Raw genomic sequence first — 23,926 nt, 5'->3', positions numbered from 1 at the left:
ACTAACTGGACTGAGAGATAACTTTTAAAACAATTTGATTTAATAGCTCAATTGATTGAAAAGGAGTAATATTATTAATATCTATATTAGAAATAAAATTTTTTAACTCTAAATACTCATTTAATTTAACATTAACATCAGTATCATTTTTCAAGGCCTCTTTATCATTGCTGTCAGAAGAAATATAAGGAAGAAATTCTAAAAAAGAACTACCCTTTCGACTTAACAAACTTTCTAGAATAGCATTAGCTCTATCTATTACTTTTAAAGGAAGTCCTGCTATTCGAGCAACATAAATCCCATAAGAATTAAGAGATGGTTTTTCTTCAATTTCTCTTAAGAAAACAAGATCATTGCCTTGCTTTTCAATTTTCATTGAAAGATTAATAAAAGCTTTATGATTAATAGCCGACAGTTCATGAAAATGTGTGGCAAACAAACTTCTAGCTTTAATATACTCTAAAATATATTCTATAATAGAATAAGCAATAGCAAGCCCATCATTTGTACTAGTACCTCTTCCAACTTCATCCATAATTATCAAACTCTTTTCCGTTGCATTTCTCAAAATATTAGCTGTTTCGTTCATTTCAACCAAAAAAGTGGATTCCCCTTTAGCAAGATTATCACTTGCTCCAATTCTGCAAAAAATTTTATCTGTAATTCCTATTAAAGCCTTAGAAGCTGGGACAAAAGAACCTATATGTGCCATCAAAGTAATTAAAGCCACTTGACGCAAATAAGTTGATTTGCCTGCCATATTAGGACCAGTAATTAAGCAAAAATGCCTTTCCTTATTAATCCTTACAAAATTTTCAGTAAAGATTTCGGCATTTTTCACGTAATGTTCAACAACAGGATGTCGAGACTTGTCAAGAAAAATTTCTTTATCACTTGTCAACACGGGTCTTTTATATTCATTTTTTTTTGCTAAATAACCAAAATTAACAACTAAATCAATATATGCAAAAAATTCTGCAACCTTCTTAAGAACTTTATTGTGCTTAACAACATTTGCTGCTATTTCATCAAAAATTTCCTGCTCAAAAGCAACCACACTGTCTTCAGCATTATTAATATCCACTTCAAGAGAAATAAGTTTTTCTGTTTTATATCTTTTTGAAGAACTTAAGGTTTGACTTTCCATAAAATGCGATGGCACTTGAGAATAATTACTCTTTGTAACCTCAAAAAACAATCCCCTATTATTAGTTTTTCTAATCTTTAGATTATTGATTTTGCTAAGTATTCTCTCTGATTCAAGATATTCATCAATATATTTATTTGCATTAATCTTCAAATCTTTTAAATTATCAAGCTTTAAATCATAACCTCTTTTAATAAGCTCATCAGATGAATCTGAAATTGCACTATTTATCAAAAAATAAACTTTAGAAACACTGTCCTCTTCAAACTTATCAAAATTCCAATAATCAAAATTATGCTTGTCAAATAACTTTTTTACCAAAAAAAATACAGAAAGGGCTTTTTCAATAAATAAAAAATCTTTTTTAATATATCTTTTCATCTGAATTCTAGATATTATTCTCTCAATATCCCATATATTAATAAAAGCTTCTCTTAAGGTCATAGTTAAGCTAATATTTTTGTAAAAAAATTCAACATGATCTAATCTAGTATTAATTTCAGAAATATTTAAAATTGGATTTAAAATAAATTCTCGCAAAAGCCTCTTTCCCATTGCAGTTTTGCAATCATTTAAAACAGAATATAATGAATATTGAGAAGAAAAATCATTATTATTTTTTACAAGTTCAAGATTCACTTGAGTTACATCATCAAGAAACATATAAGAAGAATCATTATTAATATCTATTTTATCAATATTACTTAATAAATTTTTTAAATTATTTTTTATATGATTTATAATGAGAAAAATTGAAATGTAGTAAGGTTTCTCCTCATCAAATCCAAGAGAACTTAATCCAAGTATGTTAAAATGCTCCTTTATTGTTTTTATTGCAATATCCTTATCAAGATGCCAAGCAGGAACCCTGTTAATTAAAAACCGACTAAGATTAAGCTTATGCAAGTATTGATAATAAAAGTTTTCAGAAACTATTATCTCTTTAGGGGAGTATTTCTCAAGATCCCTTTTAAGTTTTTCAAAAAAGCTATTCTCATAAAACATTACTCCAAGACTAGAAGTAGATAAATCTATATAAGAAAACGAATAATAATTTTTATAATCACTAATAGCAACTAAATAGTTATTAACATCATCATTTAAAAAATCTTCATCAACAATGACACCTGGGGTTATTACCTCAACAACTTCTCTTTCTAAAGGCCCCGTGGAAGTAAGATTAGACGCTTGCTCACAAATTGCAACTTTTTTATCAAATAAAATTAATTTTCTTATATACTCCTTACTAGTATGGTAAGGTACTCCACACATTGGAACATTTTCTCTTTTTGTCAATGTTAAATTAAGAAGCTTACTTGCCTCAATTGCATCGTCAAAAAACATTTCATAAAAACTTCCTACTCTGAAAAAAATGATAGCATCTTTATATTTTTTTTTGATATCTAAGTACTGCCTCATCATTGGGGTAATATTTTTTTCCATATGCTTCCTAAATAATATTGAATTATAATTGATATTATAAAATAAATATAATTCAATTAAAAAGAAAGAATATAAAATGAGAAAAAGACTATAAAAGTAATATTTTTATGCAATTATACATAATCTAGTTAAAAAATTTTTTAATCTAATTGCAGCTTGAAAAAAAAGCAACACTTTAAAAGGGAAGTCTTAAGGATTTTTATTATCCTTTTCCAAAAGATACTTAACAACACTATCAGTTATATCAACCGTGCTGTTATGATAAAGAATATATGGATTATTTTTTTTCATAATTAAAGAAAATCCATTAATCTCTGCAACATATTGAATACCATGAAGTATTTTACTTAAAGATTCACTATTATTGTTTAAACTATTAATATTAGCCAATCTTTGCTGTTCTAAATTATTCTTTGCCAAACTAGACAATCTTTTTAGCTCATCAACTTTCAAATTATACTGGTTTCCAAAAGATCTTGCATTGTCTAAATCATTATCAGCAATCGATTTATCATACAACTGTCTCAAATTCTTAAGCTCTAAATTTAATGTATTTATTTGTTCTTGATAGCGATTTTTTATTTGATCAAGATTAGCTTTCAATTGAGGATTTAAAACTTCAATCACAATTCTATCAAAATCAACAATGCCTATTTTAATAACATCTATCGAAAAAACATTAAAAGATAATAAAAAAAACAATGGTAAAATCAAAAAAAACACAAATTTCTCCATAGTATTATATCAATATCTCATCTCAATTCCTAAGAAAAATTTAAATCCAGAAAAATATTTGTAATAACTGTTAACTGTATCATTATCAAAATAAAAAGGATAAGCTATTACAAAAGACAGTGGTAACTGAGGCAAAAGACTTCTGATTCCAGTTCCCCAGCTAAAAGCAAAACTACTAAAAGGTCTAAATAAAGAATTTTCTTGCCCTTCTAAAGAATAGGAAGCAAAATCTATAAAAAAAACATCCCAAACTAAAATATTTTTTAACAAAGGAATAGATATTTGCACAGTATTTACAAAGGAACTGTAAATATTTTTCAAAATCCCCCAACCTCTAGCCTGCATAAAATTTTCACTAAGGACTATGTGATGATGGGGTTGAATTTCAATTTCAAAACCATTACCAAGAGGAGGAAGTATATTTGAATAGACGCTCCTTAGGGTTAAAATAATATCAAAATAAGGAGTAAACACGTCCTCATACCCTAAGAGAGAAAAATATCTCTCAAAGGTTGTAGCAGATTTAACAAAATGACTCTGGCCAAATAAAAATCCGCCGAAAAAATCAAACTGCTGTTTAAGCAAAAATCCATTATTAGATAAAGAAGTAGAATTTCTTGTATCCCAAGCTGCGCTCAAACTAAGAGAATTTTCAAATCTCAAAGTTTTGTAATTATCTCTTAAATAATAATTTGAAGGTCTGTTAACCTCATTATCATAAAAAACATATTTTAAAGCGGTTTGCAAAGTGCCAAGAATAGTTTGTTTGCCAAGATAATTAGAAAAAGTATACCCTGTAAACCCTCCAAAACTAAGTTTAAGCAAAGAATAATTCATCGCATTAAAATCGGAAAAGCTTTTAGCATCTCGATATTCTTCCCAACTTGTAAATGGATCAGGAACTTCCCTTTTACCAGAAAAAATAGGCCCATTAATATCTTGATAAGCAGTATTAACAGAATGTGAAAAGTCTACAAATCCACCCACAGTCCATCTTTTTTGAAAAAACCAATTATCTCTAAATGTCAAACTAAGACTTTGCTCTAAAAAAGATAAATTTAACCTTGCAGCAAAATAATATCCTTCGCTCAAAAAATTAGAAAGCTCCCATTGCCCAAATATTGAGAATGGAAAGGAAGAATTTGAATTGCCTCCAAAATTCATACCAAATCCAAAATTACTTGTTGCTCGCTCCTCAATGTTTAAATTTATTTTCATAAGCCCTTCCGTATTACTTGGAACAATATCGGGGATTACGTTTGAAAAATAACCAAGCTGCTGTAAATTAACCATGCCGATCTTAAACTTATCCAAACTAAAAACATCTCCCTCTTGAAGAGGAATCTCCCTAAGTATTACATGCGAAGCTGTATTTTTATTTTTAGAAACAGTAATAGATTCAATATGAGCTTTATCCTTTTCTGAAATTTTAATTAAAAAATCAACAAACTCCCCTCTTATCTTTTGTGAAGGAATAATTTCTGTAAAAATATACCCTTCCTTAAAGTAACTTTCCTTAATTTTGGTAAAATCCTGCTCAAATTTAGAATTATTAAAAATATCACCTTCCCTAAAGGTAATAAAACTTTTTAATTCTTCTAAGCTAAAAACCGAATTGCCAAAAATTTCAAGCTTTCCAAATTTAAAAACATTGCCTTCTGAAATAAAATATTTCAAAAAAACTTCCTTTTCTAACCTTTGAGAATCTTTAAGAGAATCTTTAATATCAACAGTGCTATTTATAATCTTAATATCAATATACCCATTATTTTTATAAAAAGACTCTAATTGCCGCTTATCCTTATCAATATTACTTTTTAAATATTTACCATCTGAGAAAAGAGATACTACTCTTGATGCTAAAGATTTTCTCAAAGTGCTACTTTTAAAGCTTAAATTTCCCTCAAAATCAATTCCTTTAATAATATATTTAGGTCCGGCTGCTATATTAAAAATAATATCAACTAAATTTCCTTCTTCTTTAATTTCAAAATTTGCAGAAACCTCAAAATATCCCATATTTTTATACATCTCTTCAAGCTTGTCAATACCTTTATTAACACTTGCAAGATTAAAAGGCTCATTAGTCTTAATATTTACCTTTTCGACAAGTTCACTATTCCAAAAAACTCTACTACTATCAGAAAAAACAACAGAATTAACTAAAGATTTTTCTTTTACAATAAATGTGATAAAAAGATCCTCACCATCTATTTTAAATATAGGCTTAATAAGCCCAGAAAAATAATCAAGAGAATAAAGATCAATTTGCAATTTATCAAAAATTTCATTAGAATATGCCATACCAATATAAGGTTTCAAAATATTAATAAAATCCATCTCTTTCTTATTCTTAAGGCCTTCAAAATTAATAGCCTTTATTACTTTCCCTTTGTAATTTTCAACTTGACCAAAACTAAAAACCGCAAAAACCATTAAAAAACTTATAAAAACCAAACCTCTAATTGAACCCATCTTAACCTCTTAACAATTTAATATTTAAATTTCCAAGAAATACCTATATTATTTCCTATCCCATCTAAACCTTTTTTCATAAAATTGTAATCAAACTCATAATTAACCAAGAAAAATGGAGAATCAAACTCAATGCCCAAATTAATAACAAAATTTAAATCCTTTGAAAAAGGAGTCATTTGCTCTTTTAGAAAACCAAAGCCCCCACTAATAAAAACACCCTCAACAAGATATTTCCCAACCTTAACACTTGTATTGTCAAGAACATCAACAAAAGTAGGATTCCCAATTTTAAAAAAATTACTATTAATAGAATTCTTTAATATATCTGTCTTTATACTCAACAAATCTAAGTTTAATACAGAACGCATATAATCTTCAATGGGTTGAATTAAAAAATCAAGAGCAATGTCACTTACTATCCCAATTGCCATTTCGGCAGCATTAGTCCCTGCCGATCGCAATCCCCCCTCAGCCTCACCCATTGTTGAGCCTGAGAGTAAATATTTAATCTCCTGTTCAGTTCTAGAAGGATAAGACATAAACTCGATTTTCCATAAACTTAAAGGACTATCAATACTTATTGTAACAAGCAGTTTATCATTTCTATCTTTAATAGTATTTGTAGCCTCAGCCTTTATCCATGGATCAAATTTAGCTCTGCTCTCATTAAAAGATATATAAGCGCCACTTTTAAAGATAAATTTTTTATTATTATAATTAACGAAACCACTTGCAATGTTCAAATCTCCTTTAAGAATAAAATCATCGGTTTTTGTATCAGATTTTATTAAAAGCTTATCCCCTCTTGAAATAGTAGCTTGTAAAAACGAAATATTACTATCTGGCCAATGAAAAGTAACACCGCTGTCAAAATTTATTTCAAGATCAGTCAAAATATCAAAATCCCTGACATTAACATCAACTGTTTGCACTCTTTTTGTTTGCTTAAAGGGATTTACTAATAAATTAACAATAGAACCTTCAAGAGAATAAACCCAAGCATTTGAAATATTTAAAATTCCTTTAAACATAATTTCATCGGCATTCCCTTCAATTGAAAAATTGCCTAAAGCATAACCTGTAAAGCTTAAAGCAATTTTGTCAAACTTAATAGGAACTCCTGTTCTGCCAGTCACACTAATATCTATTTTGTAATAATCAATAATAGTATCACTTAAAAAATTTAAATTTAAGCTAGTAGAAACAAAAACTTTAGAGTATCTATCTAGGTTAAACTCATTACTAAAAATGATTTTATTATCCTGAATTTCAACTGGCATATCAAATATTTCTAAAGCCCTATCACCACCAAACTTTCTAGAAGCTCTTAAATACTCAGTACTTACTAACCCTTTTTGAATATTTAAAATTCCATTAATATTAGGATTATATAAATCCCCATCAATATCAAATTCACCATTTAAAACAAGATCATAAAGAATAAAATGATTGTCAATATTAAATAAAGAATGTGAGTCTAAAAAATCTTTAGTGATTATTTTTGAATCAAATTTAATATCTCTGACATTCCCAAGAATTTTATTCTTAATTATTTTGCCTGACGAATTAAAACTAAGAGGTAAATAATCTTTTAAAATAAAGCTATATTCTCCACTGCTATAATGGTATAAAACATTAATAAGATCATAATCAATTGAAGTCATGTTAAATTTTTCAAAATCATTACTAAATTCAACAGTAAGATTGGATAAAAACTCATCTTTATATTTAATATCTCTAAAGGAGAATTCACCTTCTATTTTGGTTTTCAAAACTCCAAATCGCTCTTCATCTCTACTTTCAAAGTTTCTAAAATTTGCATTAAACTTATAAGAAAACAAGTTGCTACTAAAAACCATATTAGATACACCTATAGAACTGCTTAAATCATACCTTAGACTACCAGTGAGAAACTCTTTTTTATTGCGCTTGGCTTTTATGTCATATATGTTAAGTTTATTATCTAATAATCCCAAATTTAAAGAAAGCTGTACAGGTATGCCCAATAAAGTTAACTTATCGGCCTCAAGATATCCACTCAAAGAATAATTTTTTAAATCATTCTTTTTAAAATTTAGCAAAAAATTACCATTAACCTTTCCCTCTAAAAGGGACAAAGAATTAAAATTGTAAAAATCTAAGTCTTGGAATTTAAGCAAAAAATAACTACCATATTCATCGGAATTAATACCTAAAAAATATCGTTCTGAATTTAAGCTGGAAAATAGATTCAAACTTCCATTAAGATTATCTTTTAAATTAAATTGTCCATATCCTTGCAAATTTGAAAGCTTGTTTACAAGCCTAACATCGAAAATGTGCAATTTATCATATTCATATAAACCCTTAAAGCCAAAATTAAAATTATAAGAGGGTATTTTAGAGGCTTTTACTATATTAAACTTATCTATTTTAAATTTTAAATCATCATTAAGACCTAAATAGCTCCCATTAAAATTTATATTTATCAAAAGATCAGAAGTTTTATTGCAAACCTTAAAACCATTAACATTAAGGGCATAAATTATTTTAGGATCAAAATAATTTAAATTGAATTTGATGCCAAGAGGAGATTCGGCAATAATAAGCTTGTTTTTAAGATTGACATTAAAATGTAAAGGATAATTTTTATCCAAATAAGAAAAATTCGTGCTAATATTAAATCCACTTTCAAATAGCTCAATAAACAAACTGGAATGCAAATTGTGATCATTGTACTGCAACTCAAAGTTGTTTGATTTGTAAAAATTTTTTTCTCCACTAGCATCAAATATAAAATTGAAATTATCTAACTTTGAAAATACCATGAAATTGAATGTTTTTAATCTATTTTTATGATAATCAAATTTATTTAAATTAAAATCAGAAACTAAATTTAAATATTTGCCCGACAATAAAGTCCTGGGAAAAAAATTTATTAAGTAAGAACTAGGAATAACTTCTTTTAAAAAAAGCAAAGGAAGCTCTTTAATACCTAAATTAAAAGCAAATTCCTCATCTTTAAGATCGCCTTTTAAAGAAATTTGAGAATTTTTATTTTCCAAATAAATCAAATAGTCAATAAAAATTTTATCCTTTAGAAAATAAGTTTTTAAACTTAAATTTTGAAAATTAAGATTCCCAAGACTAAAATTATCAGAATTAACTGAAAAAATATTTTTATCTTTCTTGAAATCTAAATATCCATTTAGGTCATTAAAGTTTAAAATTTTTGAAGACTTAAAGTTAAGACGCCCTATTGGAAGCAAGTCTTTTAAAGAATAATAACCTTTATAGGTTACAACTCCCCTTTTAAGCTTTAAAATAGCATTCTTAACACTTACAATGCTATCATCCCCTTTGATTTCAAGTTGTAAGCCTTGAATTTCTTTGCCTATAGTATCTACATTTAAAGAAGAATCTATTATTCCTGCATATCTTAAATCTTTATCTTTAAAATCATAAGAAAATGCCAACTGACCATTTAAACTTATATCAAAATAATCTTTATAAACTTCAAAGTCTTCATTTAAGTTAATCCAATCTAAAAGATTAACATTAAAAAATAAAGCATCTAATCGAATAAAACCATTGGCTTTGTCATAACTTAAATTAAAATCAAAATTCTCTCTTCGTAAATTAAAAATTTTTAAATTTCCTTTTGAATAATTTATTTGGAATCCTTGCTCAAGCAAAGAAAAATATTTTGTTTTAAACTCAAAAAAACTAAAATTAACATAACCATCCTCAAAGCCTTTTTTGAATTTCCCCTCAAAATAGAAAGTTGAATCTAAAATTCCATCATCAACTCTTTCAGACGGTAAATTAATTTCTAAATTTTTAACAGCACTAAAATCAACTACAGAGCTAAATAAAAAATCTTCATCTACGGTGCTTAAGGAAAAATTTTTAACTTTAAAATTCAACCAACTATTATTCTTATTAAGCTTAATATTAATATTGATATTTTCTAAATTAATATTTAATCTGTAAAGATAGTTTATAATTTTATTTAAAATTACATTTTCATTGTCGTAGGCACTGCTAGAATTTAAATCATTCGATATACTAAAATCGTTTATATCAAAATTTAAATTACTACCTTTAACATAAACATTTAAAATAATATTTTCATCGCCTAAAATTAATTTAAACAGATTTAAATCTACCCTAACAACATCCATTAAGATTTTATCTTTTCCATATAAGCTTAGTTCCAAACCATCTATTTTAATGGATGATAAAAAATACGGTGAAATTTTATCATATTTAATCCTAAAGCCAAATTTGGATTCAAGATATTTTACAACAAAAAACTTTGCAGAATAAATTTGAATTTGAACAAATAGATTAATGGAAAAAATTATTAAAACAAAAACAAAAAATGGTAGAGTAAACAATAAAAATGTCTTATTTCTCAAAAACCCCAAATTCATACACTTATATACACTTATATACACTTATATATTGATAATTATTATTATATAATAATTATCAATAACCTAATTATTGGCATCAAAAGAAAGGAAGAAAAAATATTTGTGATCAAAATATTAAAAAACTTTTATTGCATAGAAGGAATTGATGGAAGCGGAAAAACAAGTATTTCTAATAAACTAAAAACTCTTTGCAACGATGAATCAAGGTATTATTTCACAAAAGAGCCGTCAAACGGAATAATTGGAAAAATGATAAAAGAGCAACTAATGAATTTTAAAAATCCTTTAAAAGAATCTACATTTGCATATCTTTATGCAGCAGATCGACACGATCATTTATATAAAAAAGGTGGAATACTAGAAATTTTAAACACAAAAACCAAAAAAATAATAACTGATCGCTATTTATTCTCATCAATCGCCTATCAAGGAAATTTGGGATATGAATTAAATAAAAATTTTCCATTACCTGAAAAAGTATTTTTTATTAAAACAGATCCAAACATAGCTTATGAAAGGATTCAAAAAAATAGAACACAAAGTGATCTTTTTGAACTTGAAAAATATAAAACTTTTGAACAAATTGCTCTTAAGTATTTAAAAATATTTAAAGAACTAGAAAAAAAAATTAATGTGATTTACATTAACAATTCAATAAAAGATAATTTAGATGAAACCGCAAAAAAAATTTTTAATCTAATAAAATTCTAATATAATTAATCATATGCTTAATTATATTTTTAAAAGTGTCACTTTCAAAATAAATTTAGTTTTACTTCTTTTGATATCAGTTGCAAAAATAAATGCATCGTCCAAATTTTATTATGCAGAACAATGGTATGTAATCTTTAATGCTCAAATGAAAAAAAAACCTGAAAACTACAAAAAAAATATATTTTTTCTTCAAAAAGCCTTGAAATATCCATTTGGAAATCCAAAATACTCACTAACTAAAATAGAAACAAAAGAGCAGTGGGAAAAATATAAACTTCTTTTCAAAATGCATGTAAATCTGCTCCTAGTTAAGCAAAATTTATATTTGGGAGATTTATTTGATACAAGAAATTTATATTTTTTCAAAACTCCAGAAAAAAATGGAATTATTCTCAATCTAGAAAAATCAAAAAAATTATATAAAATGGCTATTAACTACTACAATGAGGCGCTAAAATATCATAAAAAACTTGAAAATTACAAATCTGTTAAACTAGAAAACGATGGAATAACAAACTGGGAAAACGAATATAATAAAATTTCTCTTAAAGAGTTTGATTACTATGACATTATTAAAAAAGAATTGCTGAGAATTGACGAAACCAAAGCATTTTTTGAAAAAAGTTCAAACTATTATTAAAAAAATTCTTTACCTTCTTTGGAAAAAAAAATTTTATTTATATAATCCTTATTTAAAGAAAACTTAAAAACAAGATCTTTAAAATTATCTTTACTCAAGATACTATATTCTGAGAAAAGAGTTATTAACGCTCTTTCCGCTAAAAAGGGTAATTCTAAAATATTTCTTAAAATTTCAGCTCTTAATTCACATGCTTTTTCATTATCTAAAGAATTTACAAAATTAGAATTTTCAACATCAGTGCTTAAAGCTACAATTTCATTTTCAAGGAATTTCTTATCTCCTTGTGAATACAACAAGGCAAATGGCTTTAAAAAAGAAAAAAAATATTCTTTACCCACAAGATAATGGTGCATTGAACATCTTGTAGCATAATTTGGATAAACAGCAGATTCAATCCCTTTATCACCACCAACAATAAACAAAGGATCAAAATAAGGAGCTGGGATTTCTTTGTTGTTGTAAAAATAATACCTATACGAAAAAAAAGATTCTTCCATGCAATCAATGTGCTCACAATAAGCTCCGAGCTTATAAATTTTATCTGAATATTCTACCAAAAGTCTAGCAGTATCATTAAAAGATTCCTTTCTAAAATTATAAAGCAATGTGGGTAATATAAATAAAATATTCTCATTTAACGAAATTTTATTTAAAACAAAAATTAAACGCTCATCATAAAAACACGCCTCATCAATAATAAAAGTACCACAACTAGGATTAGAGGCTATTAAGTTTTCAATATCAAAAGAGTTGCTGGCAAAACCAATCTCATCAATTTTATCTTTTCCACCACCTCTATATGGTATTACATTTTCTGGATAATCCTGAAACCTCCTCTTGTCAAAAAAATTTCTAATAAAAAATACATTAACCCTACTCCTATTTCCTTTAATAACATTACCCAACACCTTGAAAGATTTTTTTCTTACAATAAGCGAATCTTTATAGATTTTTGCCGCATATTCTGTTTTCCCACTTCCCATAGGTCCAACTACAAGAATTAAATTTATTTTTACTTTAAAATCAAAATGGCTAATAGACACAATGTTACTTAATTTAGCATCTTCTTTATTAGCAAAGTCTAAACAAAAGCCCAAAAATCCTCCCTGAAGTAAATTCAAATTCAATTATACAAATAAAGAATAGCAAAAAACATTAACATTAAAAACCTAAAAATTAATAATTGAGGATTCTATTAAAGCCATCATTCAAAAGAATGATAACTTTCAAAACAATCATCATCTAATAAAGCTTTCTTTATTTTTAATTTATCCTGCTCATAAATCTCAATATAATTAAATTTTTTAGAACCATTAACTTTTCTATAAATTGAAACCAAACTTCCAACTATATAATTTTTAATTTCTACTAAATTAAATCCAAAATATTTTTTTTTACTTATTAAGCTTGATCTAATATCTAAAACAGAAATTTTTTCAAAAAATAAATTTAAAGCAGTAGGTAGAAAAAAATCTTTGATGTTAATCAAGAACAACTCCTTGATCCCAAGACTATTAAAATTGTAACCCAAATTGTTTAAAAGATTACACTTAAAAGAATGTGGAGCGAAAGTATAAACATCCCTTTTATCAGGATATTGAACCTCAATCATATCAACGTAAGGGTAAACAGAATAATTTATTTTATAGCCAAGCAAGCCATTCTCATAATAAACTGGAGACTTGTCTTTAAAATAAATTTTATTAAAATAGCTGTTATTTAAACTAAATTTGTTACCAGAATCTAATATTCCTGAAAAAATACCTACTAAAACTCCATCTTTTAGTATGGCAATATTATTTTTATTATCAATACAATAAATTCCTGACAACCTTTTATAATCCTCTAAAAATTTAATCTTCATGTCAGGATCCTCTAAAAGATCATAAAACATTTTATATTCATTTATTGTCTTAGGAGGAAATTTTTTAAAAACCATATAGGCTTCAACGGGATCTAAAAGCTTGTATTTTAAAAAATAAATGCCATGAATTCCATTAAATTCTTTAATTTTACCCTTAAGGAAAGAAAATAAAGAAACAGAATTGTCATAATTAAAATCTGAATTTCTAAATATATAATTAATATTTTCGGTTGTAAAGAAAAAATCTTCTTTTGATCTAATGGTATTAAAAATGCTAAAAAAAAACTTATCTTCTTTTAAAAACCACTTAAAAAATAAAAAATCATTACCATATAAGGAAAAAGCTTTAAATAAAATTTTTTTAAAATCATCTCCAAAACTTTCAAGTCTTCCAGAAGCTTCAAGTCTCATGCAAATTAAATCTTTATCTATTTGTAATTCTTCATTTAAGTTCCCATACAAAGTAATAATTTCTTTATACATATTTTTATTATTATTTTGCCTTAAAATCAACGCAAAATAATAAGTGTATATTTCTTTAGGAGTCGCCACTTTAAAGTTATTAATATTAATTGCTTCTTTTAATAAATAAATTTTATCTATTAAGGCAATATCCTCTTTTAATGCAAGCTCATAAAGAGAGTCTGAAGATAGCAAGTTGAAATCGAGGGATCCATAAATTAAATCTTTTCCTTTTTGAAAATTAGAAAAATTTTTAGACTCATTGAAAAGAATACTTGAAATATCTTCATCTTCTTTAATTAAAACTGCACATAGGTTTATAGAAATAAAAAGTATTAAGCCCATCTTTAAATAAAACATAAGCGTTTACCCCTAACCTTTTTTATCTTCCCCCTCTACTTCTTTTGCAATAGACTCTACTACAAATAAATCGCATTCATCTTTACTAACTTCAAAACCTAAAAGTTCTCTCACTTCTTTGTCTGTCAAAGTTTCCTTCAAAACAAGTTCTTTTGCAAGCTTAACAAGTTGATCCTTATGCTTTACAAGAATATCTGATGCCTCTTTTAAACATTCTTCAAGTATTCTTTTTACCTCTCTGTCAACTTTATCGGCAGTGTTCTCAGAATAAGCCTTAGCCTTTGAAAACTCTTTTGGAAGAAAAATGGGTGCTTCATCATCTACTAGAAATATTGGCCCAACTTCTTCACCCATACCCCACTCTGTAACCATTTTTTTAGCTAAGCTAGTAGCTTGCATTAAATCATTTTGAACGCCCGCTGTTGTAACACCTAAATTTATTTGCTCACTAGCATAACCACCATAACATATCTTTATTTTATCAAGAATTTGGTGCTTATTTATTGAAAGCCTATCTTCCCTTGGAAGCGAAAATGCAACGCCAAGTGCTCTGCCTCTTGGAATAATGGTAACCTTATGAAGTGGATCGGCGTGTTTAAGATAATAGTGAAGCAAAGCATGACCTGCCTCATGATACGCCGTCTCAAGCTTTTGCCTATCAGTAATAGTCATAGATTTTTTTGCAACTCCCATCAATATTTTATCTCTAGCCTCTTCCATATCCTTCATTAAAATTTCATCTTGATTATTCCTTGCAGCTATTAAGGCTCCTTCATTAATTAAATTTGCAAGATCAGCGCCACTAGCCCCAGGAGTAGCTCTTGCTATTACCTGTAAATTAATATCTTTTGAAAGCTTTGTTTTTGAAGAATGAATATTTAATATCGCCTCTCTTTCCTTAATATCAGGCAAAGAAACTGTTACTTGCCTATCAAATCGTCCAGGCCTAAGCAAAGCAGAGTCAAGAACATCAGGACGATTTGTAGCAGCCATAACGATTACATTAACATGCGTTCCAAATCCATCCATTTCAACCAATAGTTGATTAAGAGTTTGTTCTCTTTCGTCATGCCCGCCACCAAGCCCTGCTCCACGACTTCGACCAACAGCATCAAGCTCATCAATAAAAATAATGCATGGAGAATTTTTCCTAGCATTATCAAATAAATCTCTAACACGACTTGCTCCAACTCCAACAAACATTTCAACAAAATCTGAACCTGACATGTGAAAAAAACTAACCCCAGCCTCTCCAGCAACGGCTTTGGCAAGCAAAGTCTTACCAGTGCCCGGAGAGCCAACTAAAAGCACTCCTTTGGGAATTTTTGCACCTATTTTTTCAAATTTTTTGGGATTTTTAAGAAATTCAACAACTTCACGAAGCTCTTGCTTAACCTCTTCTTGGCCGGCAACATCTTTAAAGGTGATTTTATTCTTTCCAGCCTCATACTTTTGAGCATTGCTCTTCCCAAAGGTAAAAACTTTTCCACCACCACCTTGGGTTTGACGAAATATAAAGAAAAAGAAAATAAAAAATAAAATCCATGGTAAAGTTTGTAATAAAACCCCAATCAAAGAAGCTTGACTTTTCCCTGAGCTAAGCTCAACTTTTTTATTTTTTAATTCTGCAAGCAGATTTATATCAAGATAAGGGATACTGGTAGAAAAATAAGATTTTGCAAAGTTAGAACCCTTAACAACGAATTGAATCAAATTTTTATCAATTATTACTACAGACTCAACTAGGCCATTGTCCAAATAATTCTGAAAAGTGCTATAAGGAACATTTTTATAGCTTTCCCCTCCCCTTATAAAATATGACATAAATATTGCTGAAATTAAAAAAATAACAACAAATCCTAAAATCCAATTTTTATTCTTCTTTTTATTATTAGATTTGCCATTATTATTCATATTATTATTGCCATTCATTCCTTTAAAAGCCCTCCAATCAAAGATATACTAATTTTTTTAAGAATGCTTTTTTCACTCCATACTAAGTTTAAAGTATTTAAATCAATAATTCCAATTAACCTATTATCTAATGCCAATAACATTAAATAAATCGGATTACACCTTATAAACTTAGAAAAAAATTTTTTTGCTTTAAACCTATCCTTAAAAAATTTATATCTAAACTCATAAGAACAACATTTTAACCTTGATACAGAAGATGTATTGCACTCTAAACATTTTAGCAAAATCTTACCTAAAGATAAACTATGCCATTTACCAACTTCTAAAATAAAATCAAAAGGTTTATAAAATTTTTCATCCCTTTTAAAAATTAAATTAATTTTATTATGCCTCTTTTCTAAAAAAAAATCATTGGTTTTTAATAAAACATTATTTTTCTTTCTATTAATCTCTACTTTAAATGCTTCATTAAGAGCTTTATAGGAAACTTTAGCTACAATTCCCTCTGAATTTAAAATTTTAAAAATTAATCTAAACACCAAATATTTGGGAAAATTTAAAAAAGTTTTCAAATCAAAAGAATAATAGTATTTACCTTTCTCAACGGGGAAAAATTCATCTTTTTCAAAATAATCTACAAATTCCTTTGAAAATTCAGATATTCTTTTAAGACATTTTTGATACCCTTTAAAAATCTTCTCTATAGAAGGTAGTAAATTATTTCTAACCCTATTTCTTAGATATAAATCTTGAGCATTTGTACTATCAACAAAAAAACTAATATTATTTAAAGATAAAAAATTTTCAATTTCTAGTCTTGAAACCTCGAGCAAAGGTCTTATAATATTTTTATTGACACCAGGAATACCTGAAAGACCATCCAAAAAAGATCCTTGAAAAAATCTCATAATTATTGTCTCAATTTGATCGTTCTCGTTATGAGCAAGCGCAATATAATTTGCATCATTTTCTTTAAGAGCATTTTCTAAAGCATTATATCTACATTTCCTTGCAAGTTCTTCAATAGATACTCCTAACCTAACTGACTCACTTTTTATATCTATATCACATTTTTTTACTTGTAAAGCAATATTGTAAAGATCACAAAACCCCTTTACATGCTCTATCTCTTTATTTTGCTCATTGTCAGTTCTAATAAAATGAGCAAAATAAAATGCAACAATATTATTGCTCAAATAATACTTTAAGTTCAATAATAAGGTTGTGGAATCGGCCCCTCCAGAAAAAGCAACAATAACCCGATTTTTATTTAAAGAATTTTTTTTATAAAATTTATCTATTTTAATTTGTATATTATCGTCTAAAAAATGCATTAAAAATTACTAGAATTGATTTTTTGAACCTTATTTTTAAAATTTGCCTCGCTAATATCAATTAACTCATCACTTAAAAAATCATATAATTTCTCAAGCCTATCTATTTCGTCCTTGCAAAATCTAGAAAGAACAAAACTCTTTATATCTCGCATAACATTGCTTCCAACTCCAATATAAAGCCTACTGTAATTAGAGCTTCCAAGAATACTTGAAATTGACTTAAGGCCATTATGAGTAGATGCACCACCTCGCTCTTTAAGCCTGCATTTCCCCAAGGGAAGATCAACATTGTCGAGAACCACTAATAAATTCTTTATACACATATAAAAATCTGAAAATATTGAAGGAAATAAAGATCCGCTTAGATTCATATAAGTCAATGGCTTAACCAAAATTACTCTTCCAGAAATCATTCTCATCTCTGAATATTCATATTTTTTTTTTCTCTTTAAAAAAAGGCCATTCTTAGAAATAATTCTATCTAAAAGAGAAAAGCCGACATTATGCCTAGTTAAAGAAAATTCTAATCCAGGGTTTCCTAATCCAAGTATCAACAACCCCATAAAATCACTTTATAGTAACAACTTCCAAATTCTCATCATTTTCTGCAAGCCTAACATTAGAAGGCAACACAAGATCTTTAAGGAAAACACTATCCCCTTTGTTAACAGGGGTTAAATCAAGCTCTATAAATTCTGGCAAATCCAAAGGCAAAGATTTTACCCTAACCTGCTCTTTTAAGACAGTCAAAATTCCACCCTCTTTAACCCCAACAGAAGCTCCAATAAGCTTAATAGGAACATATTTTTCAAGCTCAACGCGCCTATCTACTTCGTAAAAATCAATATGATAAATAAGCTTGCTTGCAATATTTTCAGAAACATCTTTAATAAAAACACATCTTTCAAGCTTACCGTCATCTAATATTAAGACAGTATTATCTGTAAACTTTGCAAATTTCTTATTAAACTCATTGCTCTTAATTTTCAAGTGTAAAACATCATTGCCCTGTCCGTAAACAACAGCCGGTATTTCATCTTTAGATCTTATTCTGCGAGCATTGGAAGACCCAAAGCTTGTTCTATATTTACAACTTAAAATCCTGCTATTTTCCACCAAAAAACTCCTAATGTAAAATACTGGGACGGAAGGATTCGAACCCTCGAATGACTGGACCAAAACCAGTTGACTTACCGCTTGTCGACGTCCCAAATACCTTAATACTTACAATTGACAAGCATACAAGATACAACACGCTTTGTCAATAATTATTTAAAAATCTAATTCAAGCTCAAGATCGGCTGGATTTTCTCTTATATATTCCTTAAAAATAGAAGTTTGCAAAGTTTTCCTAAAATCCTGACTAATAGGATGTACAATGTCTTTATACTCACCAACTCTAGTCCTTCTGTTAGGCATAGCAATAAATACTCCCTTTTGCCCTTTAATAACTCTAATATTGTGAAGAACTAAGCAATTATCAAAAGTAACTGCAACATATGCTAATAATTTAGAACCAGAATTTTTACTTTCAACTTTCTTAATCCTTATGTCTGTAATATCCACTTATAAGCCTCCCGCAAAAAGTACATAACTTAAATCTAAAATATTTTCTATTTTTTGTAAACATATTTTTATGATATTTTTAGTTTTTTTAATTAAACAGCGATTAAGGATAAATAATAATTCCTTTGGACCATATTTTTTCAAGTTCATAGTATTCTCTAGACTTTTCGCTCATTAAATGAATTACTAAATTTCCACCCGAAACAACAGTCCAGTCATAAACCAATCCTTTTCCTTGAACGTTAAGATTAATTTTTCTTTCTTTAAAAAATTTAACTATCTTATCATGATACAAAGCTTCCATTTGTTTAAATGATACAAAAGTAGCTATTATAAAAAAATCAGTCCAATTGCAAATATTGCTAACATTAATACCTATAACGTCAATTCCATTAAAATCGGTTATTATTTTACATAAAGTATTAATATCATTTACTTTTAACATATCTTCCATTAAAATCATCTCCTAAAACAACTATTACATCAGGATTAATATCAAGATTATCAAGCTCTAATAATCTTTTAGTTTGAACTTCAGAAATTGGCTTAATATTTGTAGCTTTAATTACCTCGCCAACTCTAACAGCCATTTCTAAATTATCCGAATTATTAATAATCAAGGTATTTTTATAAGAATTTTTATCTGCATTGTCAAAATTTAAAACTTTAAATTTTAAAGAATTAAAAATATTTGCTGTTTTTTTTGCAAGTCCAGCAACTTTTGTTCCATTTAAAACGACAATCTTTACTATCTCTTCTGGGCCTTCATTAACCAACTCTTTATTCAATTTATCCACCGATTCTTTTAAAATAGCGCCCCCATATTCTGGAAGAACAACTTTTATCAAATTATTATGATTATCCTTAAAAATCTCTTCTTGCCCTTTAATATTAATAGAAATAATTTTATCATTATTGATTTTATAATTTTTAAAAATATACTTAAAAACAACCTCTGAAAGATTAGTATCTATCATGGAATATATTTTGAAAAAATTGTCATTTTCAATACCAAAATCTGAAATTTGAAAAAGAAGTTTTTTAAAAAACTCTTTAAAAAACTCAACTCTCTCTTCAAACTGATTAACATCATTAAAATATCTTAAATAATCATAAGCTTTATCACCATCAAAATTAGAAGTACCAGAGGGTATTAAAATAGAATCCTCAAAACTATAAACTTTTACTGGATTTTTAACAAGAAGTCTAACACCTCCCAAGTAATCAATAAGTTTAACAAAATTTTCTTTTTGAAAACGAATATAATAATCTGATTCATGAGATAATTGCGTATGAATTTTAGACAAAAACTTAGTAAAAGAATTCTTTTTATAAAGATCTTTAAACCAAGATATATTGCCTTTTAAATCTTCATATCCAGTATGGATTGGAATATCTAAAAAACCAAGATTTCCTGTTTTTATATTAATAAAAATTTCTTGCATGCTTACAAGGTTTTTATTAAGATCTTCTACTAAAAACAAAAAACTAATATTGTTCTTTGTATTAAGCTCGAAGTAAACTAGCTCTTTTTTAGAGCTTCTAATAAAAAAAATTACTACACTCGCTATTATTAAAACGATTAAAACTAAAAAAATTAAATCCTTTCGCAAATATTTACCTTTTTAACATATAAATTATTATCTTTAATGTATTTTAACACACTACAGGGTAGTAAATAGCTAACAGGAAGTCCATTTGCAATTCTATTTCTAATCTCTGATGAGGAGATTGGTATTATTTTATTATCTATATAAATATGCTTAAAAGAGCTTTTTAGCCTCTCTTTGTAGATCCTGTGAGCAACAACAAGATCAACAGAACTTACAATACTTTGGGGATCTTTCCATGAATCAAAATTTTGAAAAAGATCATCGCCAATGACCAAAAAAAGTTTATCGTTTTTATATTTTTTTTTAACACAGGAAATAGTATCAACGGTATAAGTTATGCCACCATTTATTATATCACAATCATCTATTAATATTTTATTTTCATTCTCTAATGCAAGCTTTAGCATATCTATTCTATTTTGAACAGTAACATCCTCACTAATCAATTTATGAGCAGGATTACAAGTGGGAATAAATATTACCTTATCAATATTTAATAAAAACTCTATCTCTTTGGCCAAAAAAATATGTCCAATATGAATTGGATTATAAGTGCCCCCTAATATTGCAATTCTCATGAATTATTTTTCCCTAAATTAAATGAATTTGACATCCAAAAACCAAATCTTAAAAACAAAAAAACCCACAATAAAAATCAATTTTATTAAAAAGCTTTAGCCAAAATAAAAAATTCTTTAATAAGTTCATCAATCCCTCTATTCTCATAAATAGAGATGCCGATAATCTTTTCTTCTTTTCCTAAGGCCTTTATCAAGCAATTAAAATTTTTCTCAGAACTGTCCAAATCGAGCTTATTGGCAATAATAATTTTTTTTTTATTAAAAAGCTTATAGCTATAAGATTTTAATTCATTCAAAAGAATGTTATATGATTCTAAAAAATTTGCTTCAGAAATATCAATCACTAAGGCTAAAATTTTAGTTTTAGTAATATGTTTTAAAAATTTAGTCCCAAGCCCTACTCCAAAGCTAGCACCTTTAATTATTCCCGGAATATCTGCAATGATTAAATCATCATAAGAATATCTAAGTACACCAAGATGGGGAATCTTTGTTGTAAAAGGATAATTTGCGACCCTAGATTTTGCTGAAGTTATTCTATTAAGAAGAGAAGATTTGCCGGCATTAGGAGGTCCAACAAGCCCAATGTCCGCCACCAAAAAAAGTTCAAGACGAACATTTAAGCTATTGCCTGATTCTCCGGGTTGAGCAAACCTTGGCGCCCTTCTAATTGAAGTTTTAAAATTCCAATTACCAAGACCACCTCTACCACCTTTTAAAATAACAAATTCGTCATTTAATTTTTCAAGCCTACACAAAAGAGCTTCATCGTTTTCATTATAAATGTCCGTATTTGGAGGAACAAAAAGAATTAAATCTTTGCCATTAGCTCCGCTTCTCTTAAAACTCATTCCAGGTCTACCATTTTTGGCACAAAGCACATGGCCATTTTTATAAGAAGATAAAGTGCGAAGATTTTCTTTCACCTTGAAAATTACACTCCCACCGCTCCCGCCATTTCCGCCATCCGGACCACCCTTTGCATTAAACTTTTCTCGCAAAAAAGAAACGCACCCAGAACCACCATTGCCCGAAATTACCGTTATACTTACAGAGTCTTTAAAGTTATACAAACTTTCTCCAATTTTTCAATTAAAGCCAAAATATTATTTATATGCTAAATAATATTTACATATTTTTTTCCCTTTAAAGTTTTAAACTCTACCTTGCCAGATGAAAGCGCAAATAATGTATAGTCTCTTCCAAGGCCGACGTTTCTACCCTTATGAAATTTTGTACCTCTTTGTCTAACAATTATTTCTTCAGCCTTAACAAACTGACCACCACTTCTTTTAACTCCAAGTCGTTTAGATATAGAATCTCGTCCATTTTTTGAACTACCACCACTTTTACTTGTTGCCATTAATTTTCCTCCAAAACTAATTTAATATCATTAGGATATTCAAAGCACAAATCATTTATGCCTCTAATTAAAAATCTACTATAATAAAAAAGACTTTCTCTGCTCAAATCCTTAAAAAAGGGCTTAAATTCTAAATAACCTCTTTTTGAATTTTTTACAATAAAAACCTCGCCCTCAAGATCAAGAACGCTGAAAAAGGTTCTCAAAATAAAAGAAAAAGAAGAGCAGACAACATTAACATTATTCTTACTTATAGCATGACCATTAGCTAAAAGATAAATGATTACATCGTCTTTTACTTTTACTAAAACATTAATCAATAAACTTAAAAAACTATTTCATCAACCAAAATATAAGAATAGGTTTGTCTGTGTCCAACTTTTCGCTCACTTGATTTTCTTCTTCTATATCTGTAAGAAACAACCTTTTTATCTTTTTTATCTTCTTTATAGGTACATCTAATAAGAGAATTTGCAACATAGGGCTTTCCTATTTTAATCTCTCCATCTTTATTAATAAGCAAAACACTATTAAATTCCAGCTTATCTTTTTCAATAGGAGAAATTTTGTCTATTTTTAAAAATTCACCCTCAATAGCCTTATATTGCTTTCCATTTATTTCTACCAATGCATACATTACATTACCTCAACTAAACATTGTAAATTTAATAAAAAAGAAAAGTCAAGCATTAAGTTAATTGTACCTTACAAGAGAATTAACATCATAGTCTTCAAGAATGCGTCTACCATTAATACCACAAAGCTCAATAAAACAAAAAATATCCTTAACCCTGCCCCCAGCTCTCTCTAGCAAAATTGCAGACGACTTTAAAGTTCCACCGGTAGCCAATATATCATCTATTAAAAGAATATTGGAATACATCCTAACATCATCTTTGTGTACTTCTATTTTCCCAAAGCCATATTCAAGCTCATACTCTTCGCCAAAAACCTCTCTGGGCAATTTACCCTCTTTTCGAATTAAAACAAGAGGAAGTTGCATTTTTAAAGACAAAGGAGCACCTATTAAATACCCCCGGGACTCAACAACAGCAATGCAATCAATCTTTTTAAGATTATAAAAAGAATATGCCTCATTTATTAATGAAGTATAAACTTCCGGTTTTAACAAAACACTAGTAATATCGTAAAAAAGAACACCCTTTTTAGGGAAATCGGGTACTTTTGCAATAAACTGATCATAATACTCTGTTTTATTTTTCATAACCTACTTATCCCATCATATGTTTATGTATTTTTCAAAATAGTAAAACCAAAAGCCAAA

Annotated in this window: 21 protein-coding genes and 1 tRNA gene; 2 read left to right on the top strand and 20 right to left on the bottom strand. The window is 27.7% G+C overall.

The features are described from left to right. Position 1 precedes the first annotated feature (1 nt). The 4 genes from mutS to BG_RS03995 form a co-directional block, all read right to left on the bottom strand. Positions 2 to 2,590, bottom strand: a complete 2,589-nt coding sequence (mutS, locus tag BG_RS04010; protein ID WP_011194090.1) for a DNA mismatch repair protein MutS — start codon at positions 2,588 to 2,590, stop codon at positions 2 to 4. A 189-nt stretch (positions 2,591 to 2,779) separates the two neighbouring features. Further along, entirely contained in the window at positions 2,780 to 3,313 is a 534-nt protein-coding gene (locus tag BG_RS04005; RefSeq protein WP_011194089.1) for an OmpH family outer membrane protein, read from the bottom strand. 21 nt (positions 3,314 to 3,334) lie between these two features. After that, positions 3,335 to 5,800 (bottom strand): outer membrane protein assembly factor BamA, encoded by a 2,466-nt coding sequence (bamA, locus tag BG_RS04000; RefSeq protein WP_011194088.1) that lies wholly within the window; start codon positions 5,798 to 5,800, stop codon positions 3,335 to 3,337. A 17-nt stretch (positions 5,801 to 5,817) separates the two neighbouring features. Then, positions 5,818 to 10,218 carry a translocation/assembly module TamB domain-containing protein gene (locus BG_RS03995; protein ID WP_011194087.1) on the bottom strand — a complete coding sequence of 1,467 codons (4,401 nt, stop codon included), beginning with the start codon at positions 10,216 to 10,218 and terminating at the stop codon, positions 5,818 to 5,820. Between the two features lie 105 nt (positions 10,219 to 10,323). Between BG_RS03995 and tmk the strand changes: the two genes are divergently transcribed. Together tmk and BG_RS03985 are read left to right on the top strand one after the other, a co-directional pair. Continuing rightward, positions 10,324 to 10,932 carry a dTMP kinase gene (gene tmk, locus BG_RS03990; protein ID WP_011194086.1) on the top strand — a complete coding sequence of 203 codons (609 nt, stop codon included), beginning with the start codon at positions 10,324 to 10,326 and terminating at the stop codon, positions 10,930 to 10,932. 13 nt (positions 10,933 to 10,945) lie between these two features. Continuing rightward, positions 10,946 to 11,575: a DUF8513 domain-containing protein gene (locus BG_RS03985; protein ID WP_011194085.1), complete on the top strand. Its 630-nt coding sequence runs from the start codon at positions 10,946 to 10,948 to the stop codon at positions 11,573 to 11,575. On the opposite strand, the gene BG_RS03980 is transcribed toward BG_RS03985, so the two are convergent. The 16 genes from BG_RS03980 to BG_RS03905 form a co-directional block, all read right to left on the bottom strand. Further along, entirely contained in the window at positions 11,572 to 12,675 is a 1,104-nt protein-coding gene (locus BG_RS03980; RefSeq protein WP_011194083.1) for a thymidine kinase, read from the bottom strand. The genes BG_RS03985 and BG_RS03980 overlap by 4 nt on opposite strands. A 107-nt stretch (positions 12,676 to 12,782) precedes the next feature. Next, complete coding sequence (locus BG_RS03975; RefSeq protein WP_011194082.1) at positions 12,783 to 14,264, bottom strand: hypothetical protein; 1,482 nt, start codon at positions 14,262 to 14,264, stop codon at positions 12,783 to 12,785. Between the two features lie 12 nt (positions 14,265 to 14,276). Continuing rightward, complete coding sequence (gene ftsH / locus BG_RS03970; RefSeq protein ID WP_011194081.1) at positions 14,277 to 16,196, bottom strand: ATP-dependent zinc metalloprotease FtsH; 1,920 nt, start codon at positions 16,194 to 16,196, stop codon at positions 14,277 to 14,279. Next, complete coding sequence (gene tilS / locus BG_RS03965) at positions 16,193 to 17,515, bottom strand: tRNA lysidine(34) synthetase TilS (RefSeq protein ID WP_011194080.1); 1,323 nt, start codon at positions 17,513 to 17,515, stop codon at positions 16,193 to 16,195. The genes ftsH and tilS overlap by 4 nt, the downstream gene beginning before the upstream one ends. Next, positions 17,515 to 18,081, bottom strand: a complete 567-nt coding sequence (pth, locus tag BG_RS03960; RefSeq protein WP_044007936.1) for an aminoacyl-tRNA hydrolase — start codon at positions 18,079 to 18,081, stop codon at positions 17,515 to 17,517. The genes tilS and pth overlap by 1 nt, the downstream gene beginning before the upstream one ends. 4 nt (positions 18,082 to 18,085) lie before the next feature. Then, the gene (locus tag BG_RS03955; RefSeq protein ID WP_011194078.1) at positions 18,086 to 18,634 is read right to left on the bottom strand and encodes a 50S ribosomal protein L25/general stress protein Ctc; all 549 of its coding nucleotides are present in this window, start codon (positions 18,632 to 18,634) and stop codon (positions 18,086 to 18,088) included. 23 nt (positions 18,635 to 18,657) lie between these two features. Further along, positions 18,658 to 18,729 (bottom strand) — tRNA-Gln (locus BG_RS03950). Between the two features lie 61 nt (positions 18,730 to 18,790). Next, positions 18,791 to 19,084, bottom strand: a complete 294-nt coding sequence (spoVG, locus tag BG_RS03945) for a DNA-binding protein SpoVG (protein ID WP_004791087.1) — start codon at positions 19,082 to 19,084, stop codon at positions 18,791 to 18,793. A gap of 103 nt (positions 19,085 to 19,187) precedes the next feature. Further along, positions 19,188 to 19,538, bottom strand: coding sequence for a ribosome silencing factor (rsfS, locus tag BG_RS03940; protein ID WP_011194077.1), 351 nt, complete (start codon positions 19,536 to 19,538; stop codon positions 19,188 to 19,190). After that, positions 19,513 to 20,697: an LCP family protein gene (locus BG_RS03935; protein WP_011194076.1), complete on the bottom strand. Its 1,185-nt coding sequence runs from the start codon at positions 20,695 to 20,697 to the stop codon at positions 19,513 to 19,515. The genes rsfS and BG_RS03935 overlap by 26 nt, the downstream gene beginning before the upstream one ends. Further along, on the bottom strand, positions 20,682 to 21,275 hold the full coding sequence (gene nadD, locus BG_RS03930; protein WP_011194075.1) for a nicotinate (nicotinamide) nucleotide adenylyltransferase: 594 nt from the start codon (positions 21,273 to 21,275) through the stop codon (positions 20,682 to 20,684). The genes BG_RS03935 and nadD overlap by 16 nt, the downstream gene beginning before the upstream one ends. Before the next feature lie 86 nt (positions 21,276 to 21,361). Continuing rightward, positions 21,362 to 22,351, bottom strand: a complete 990-nt coding sequence (gene obgE, locus BG_RS03925; protein ID WP_011194074.1) for a GTPase ObgE — start codon at positions 22,349 to 22,351, stop codon at positions 21,362 to 21,364. A gap of 44 nt (positions 22,352 to 22,395) precedes the next feature. After that, positions 22,396 to 22,641, bottom strand: a complete 246-nt coding sequence (rpmA, locus tag BG_RS03920) for a 50S ribosomal protein L27 (protein ID WP_011194073.1) — start codon at positions 22,639 to 22,641, stop codon at positions 22,396 to 22,398. Further along, entirely contained in the window at positions 22,641 to 22,961 is a 321-nt protein-coding gene (locus BG_RS03915) for a ribosomal-processing cysteine protease Prp (protein ID WP_011194072.1), read from the bottom strand. The genes rpmA and BG_RS03915 overlap by 1 nt, the downstream gene beginning before the upstream one ends. A 5-nt stretch (positions 22,962 to 22,966) precedes the next feature. Further along, positions 22,967 to 23,278, bottom strand: coding sequence for a 50S ribosomal protein L21 (rplU, locus tag BG_RS03910; protein ID WP_004791246.1), 312 nt, complete (start codon positions 23,276 to 23,278; stop codon positions 22,967 to 22,969). Between the two features lie 57 nt (positions 23,279 to 23,335). Next, positions 23,336 to 23,866, bottom strand: a complete 531-nt coding sequence (locus BG_RS03905) for an adenine phosphoribosyltransferase (protein ID WP_011194071.1) — start codon at positions 23,864 to 23,866, stop codon at positions 23,336 to 23,338. Positions 23,867 to 23,926: the final 60 nt, after the last annotated feature.

Source organism: Borreliella bavariensis PBi (genome assembly GCF_000196215.1).
GTDB lineage: Bacteria > Spirochaetota > Spirochaetia > Borreliales > Borreliaceae > Borreliella > Borreliella garinii.
The sequence above is the reverse complement of the archived record's forward strand: the minus strand, read 5'-3'. Positions and strand labels throughout refer to the sequence as shown.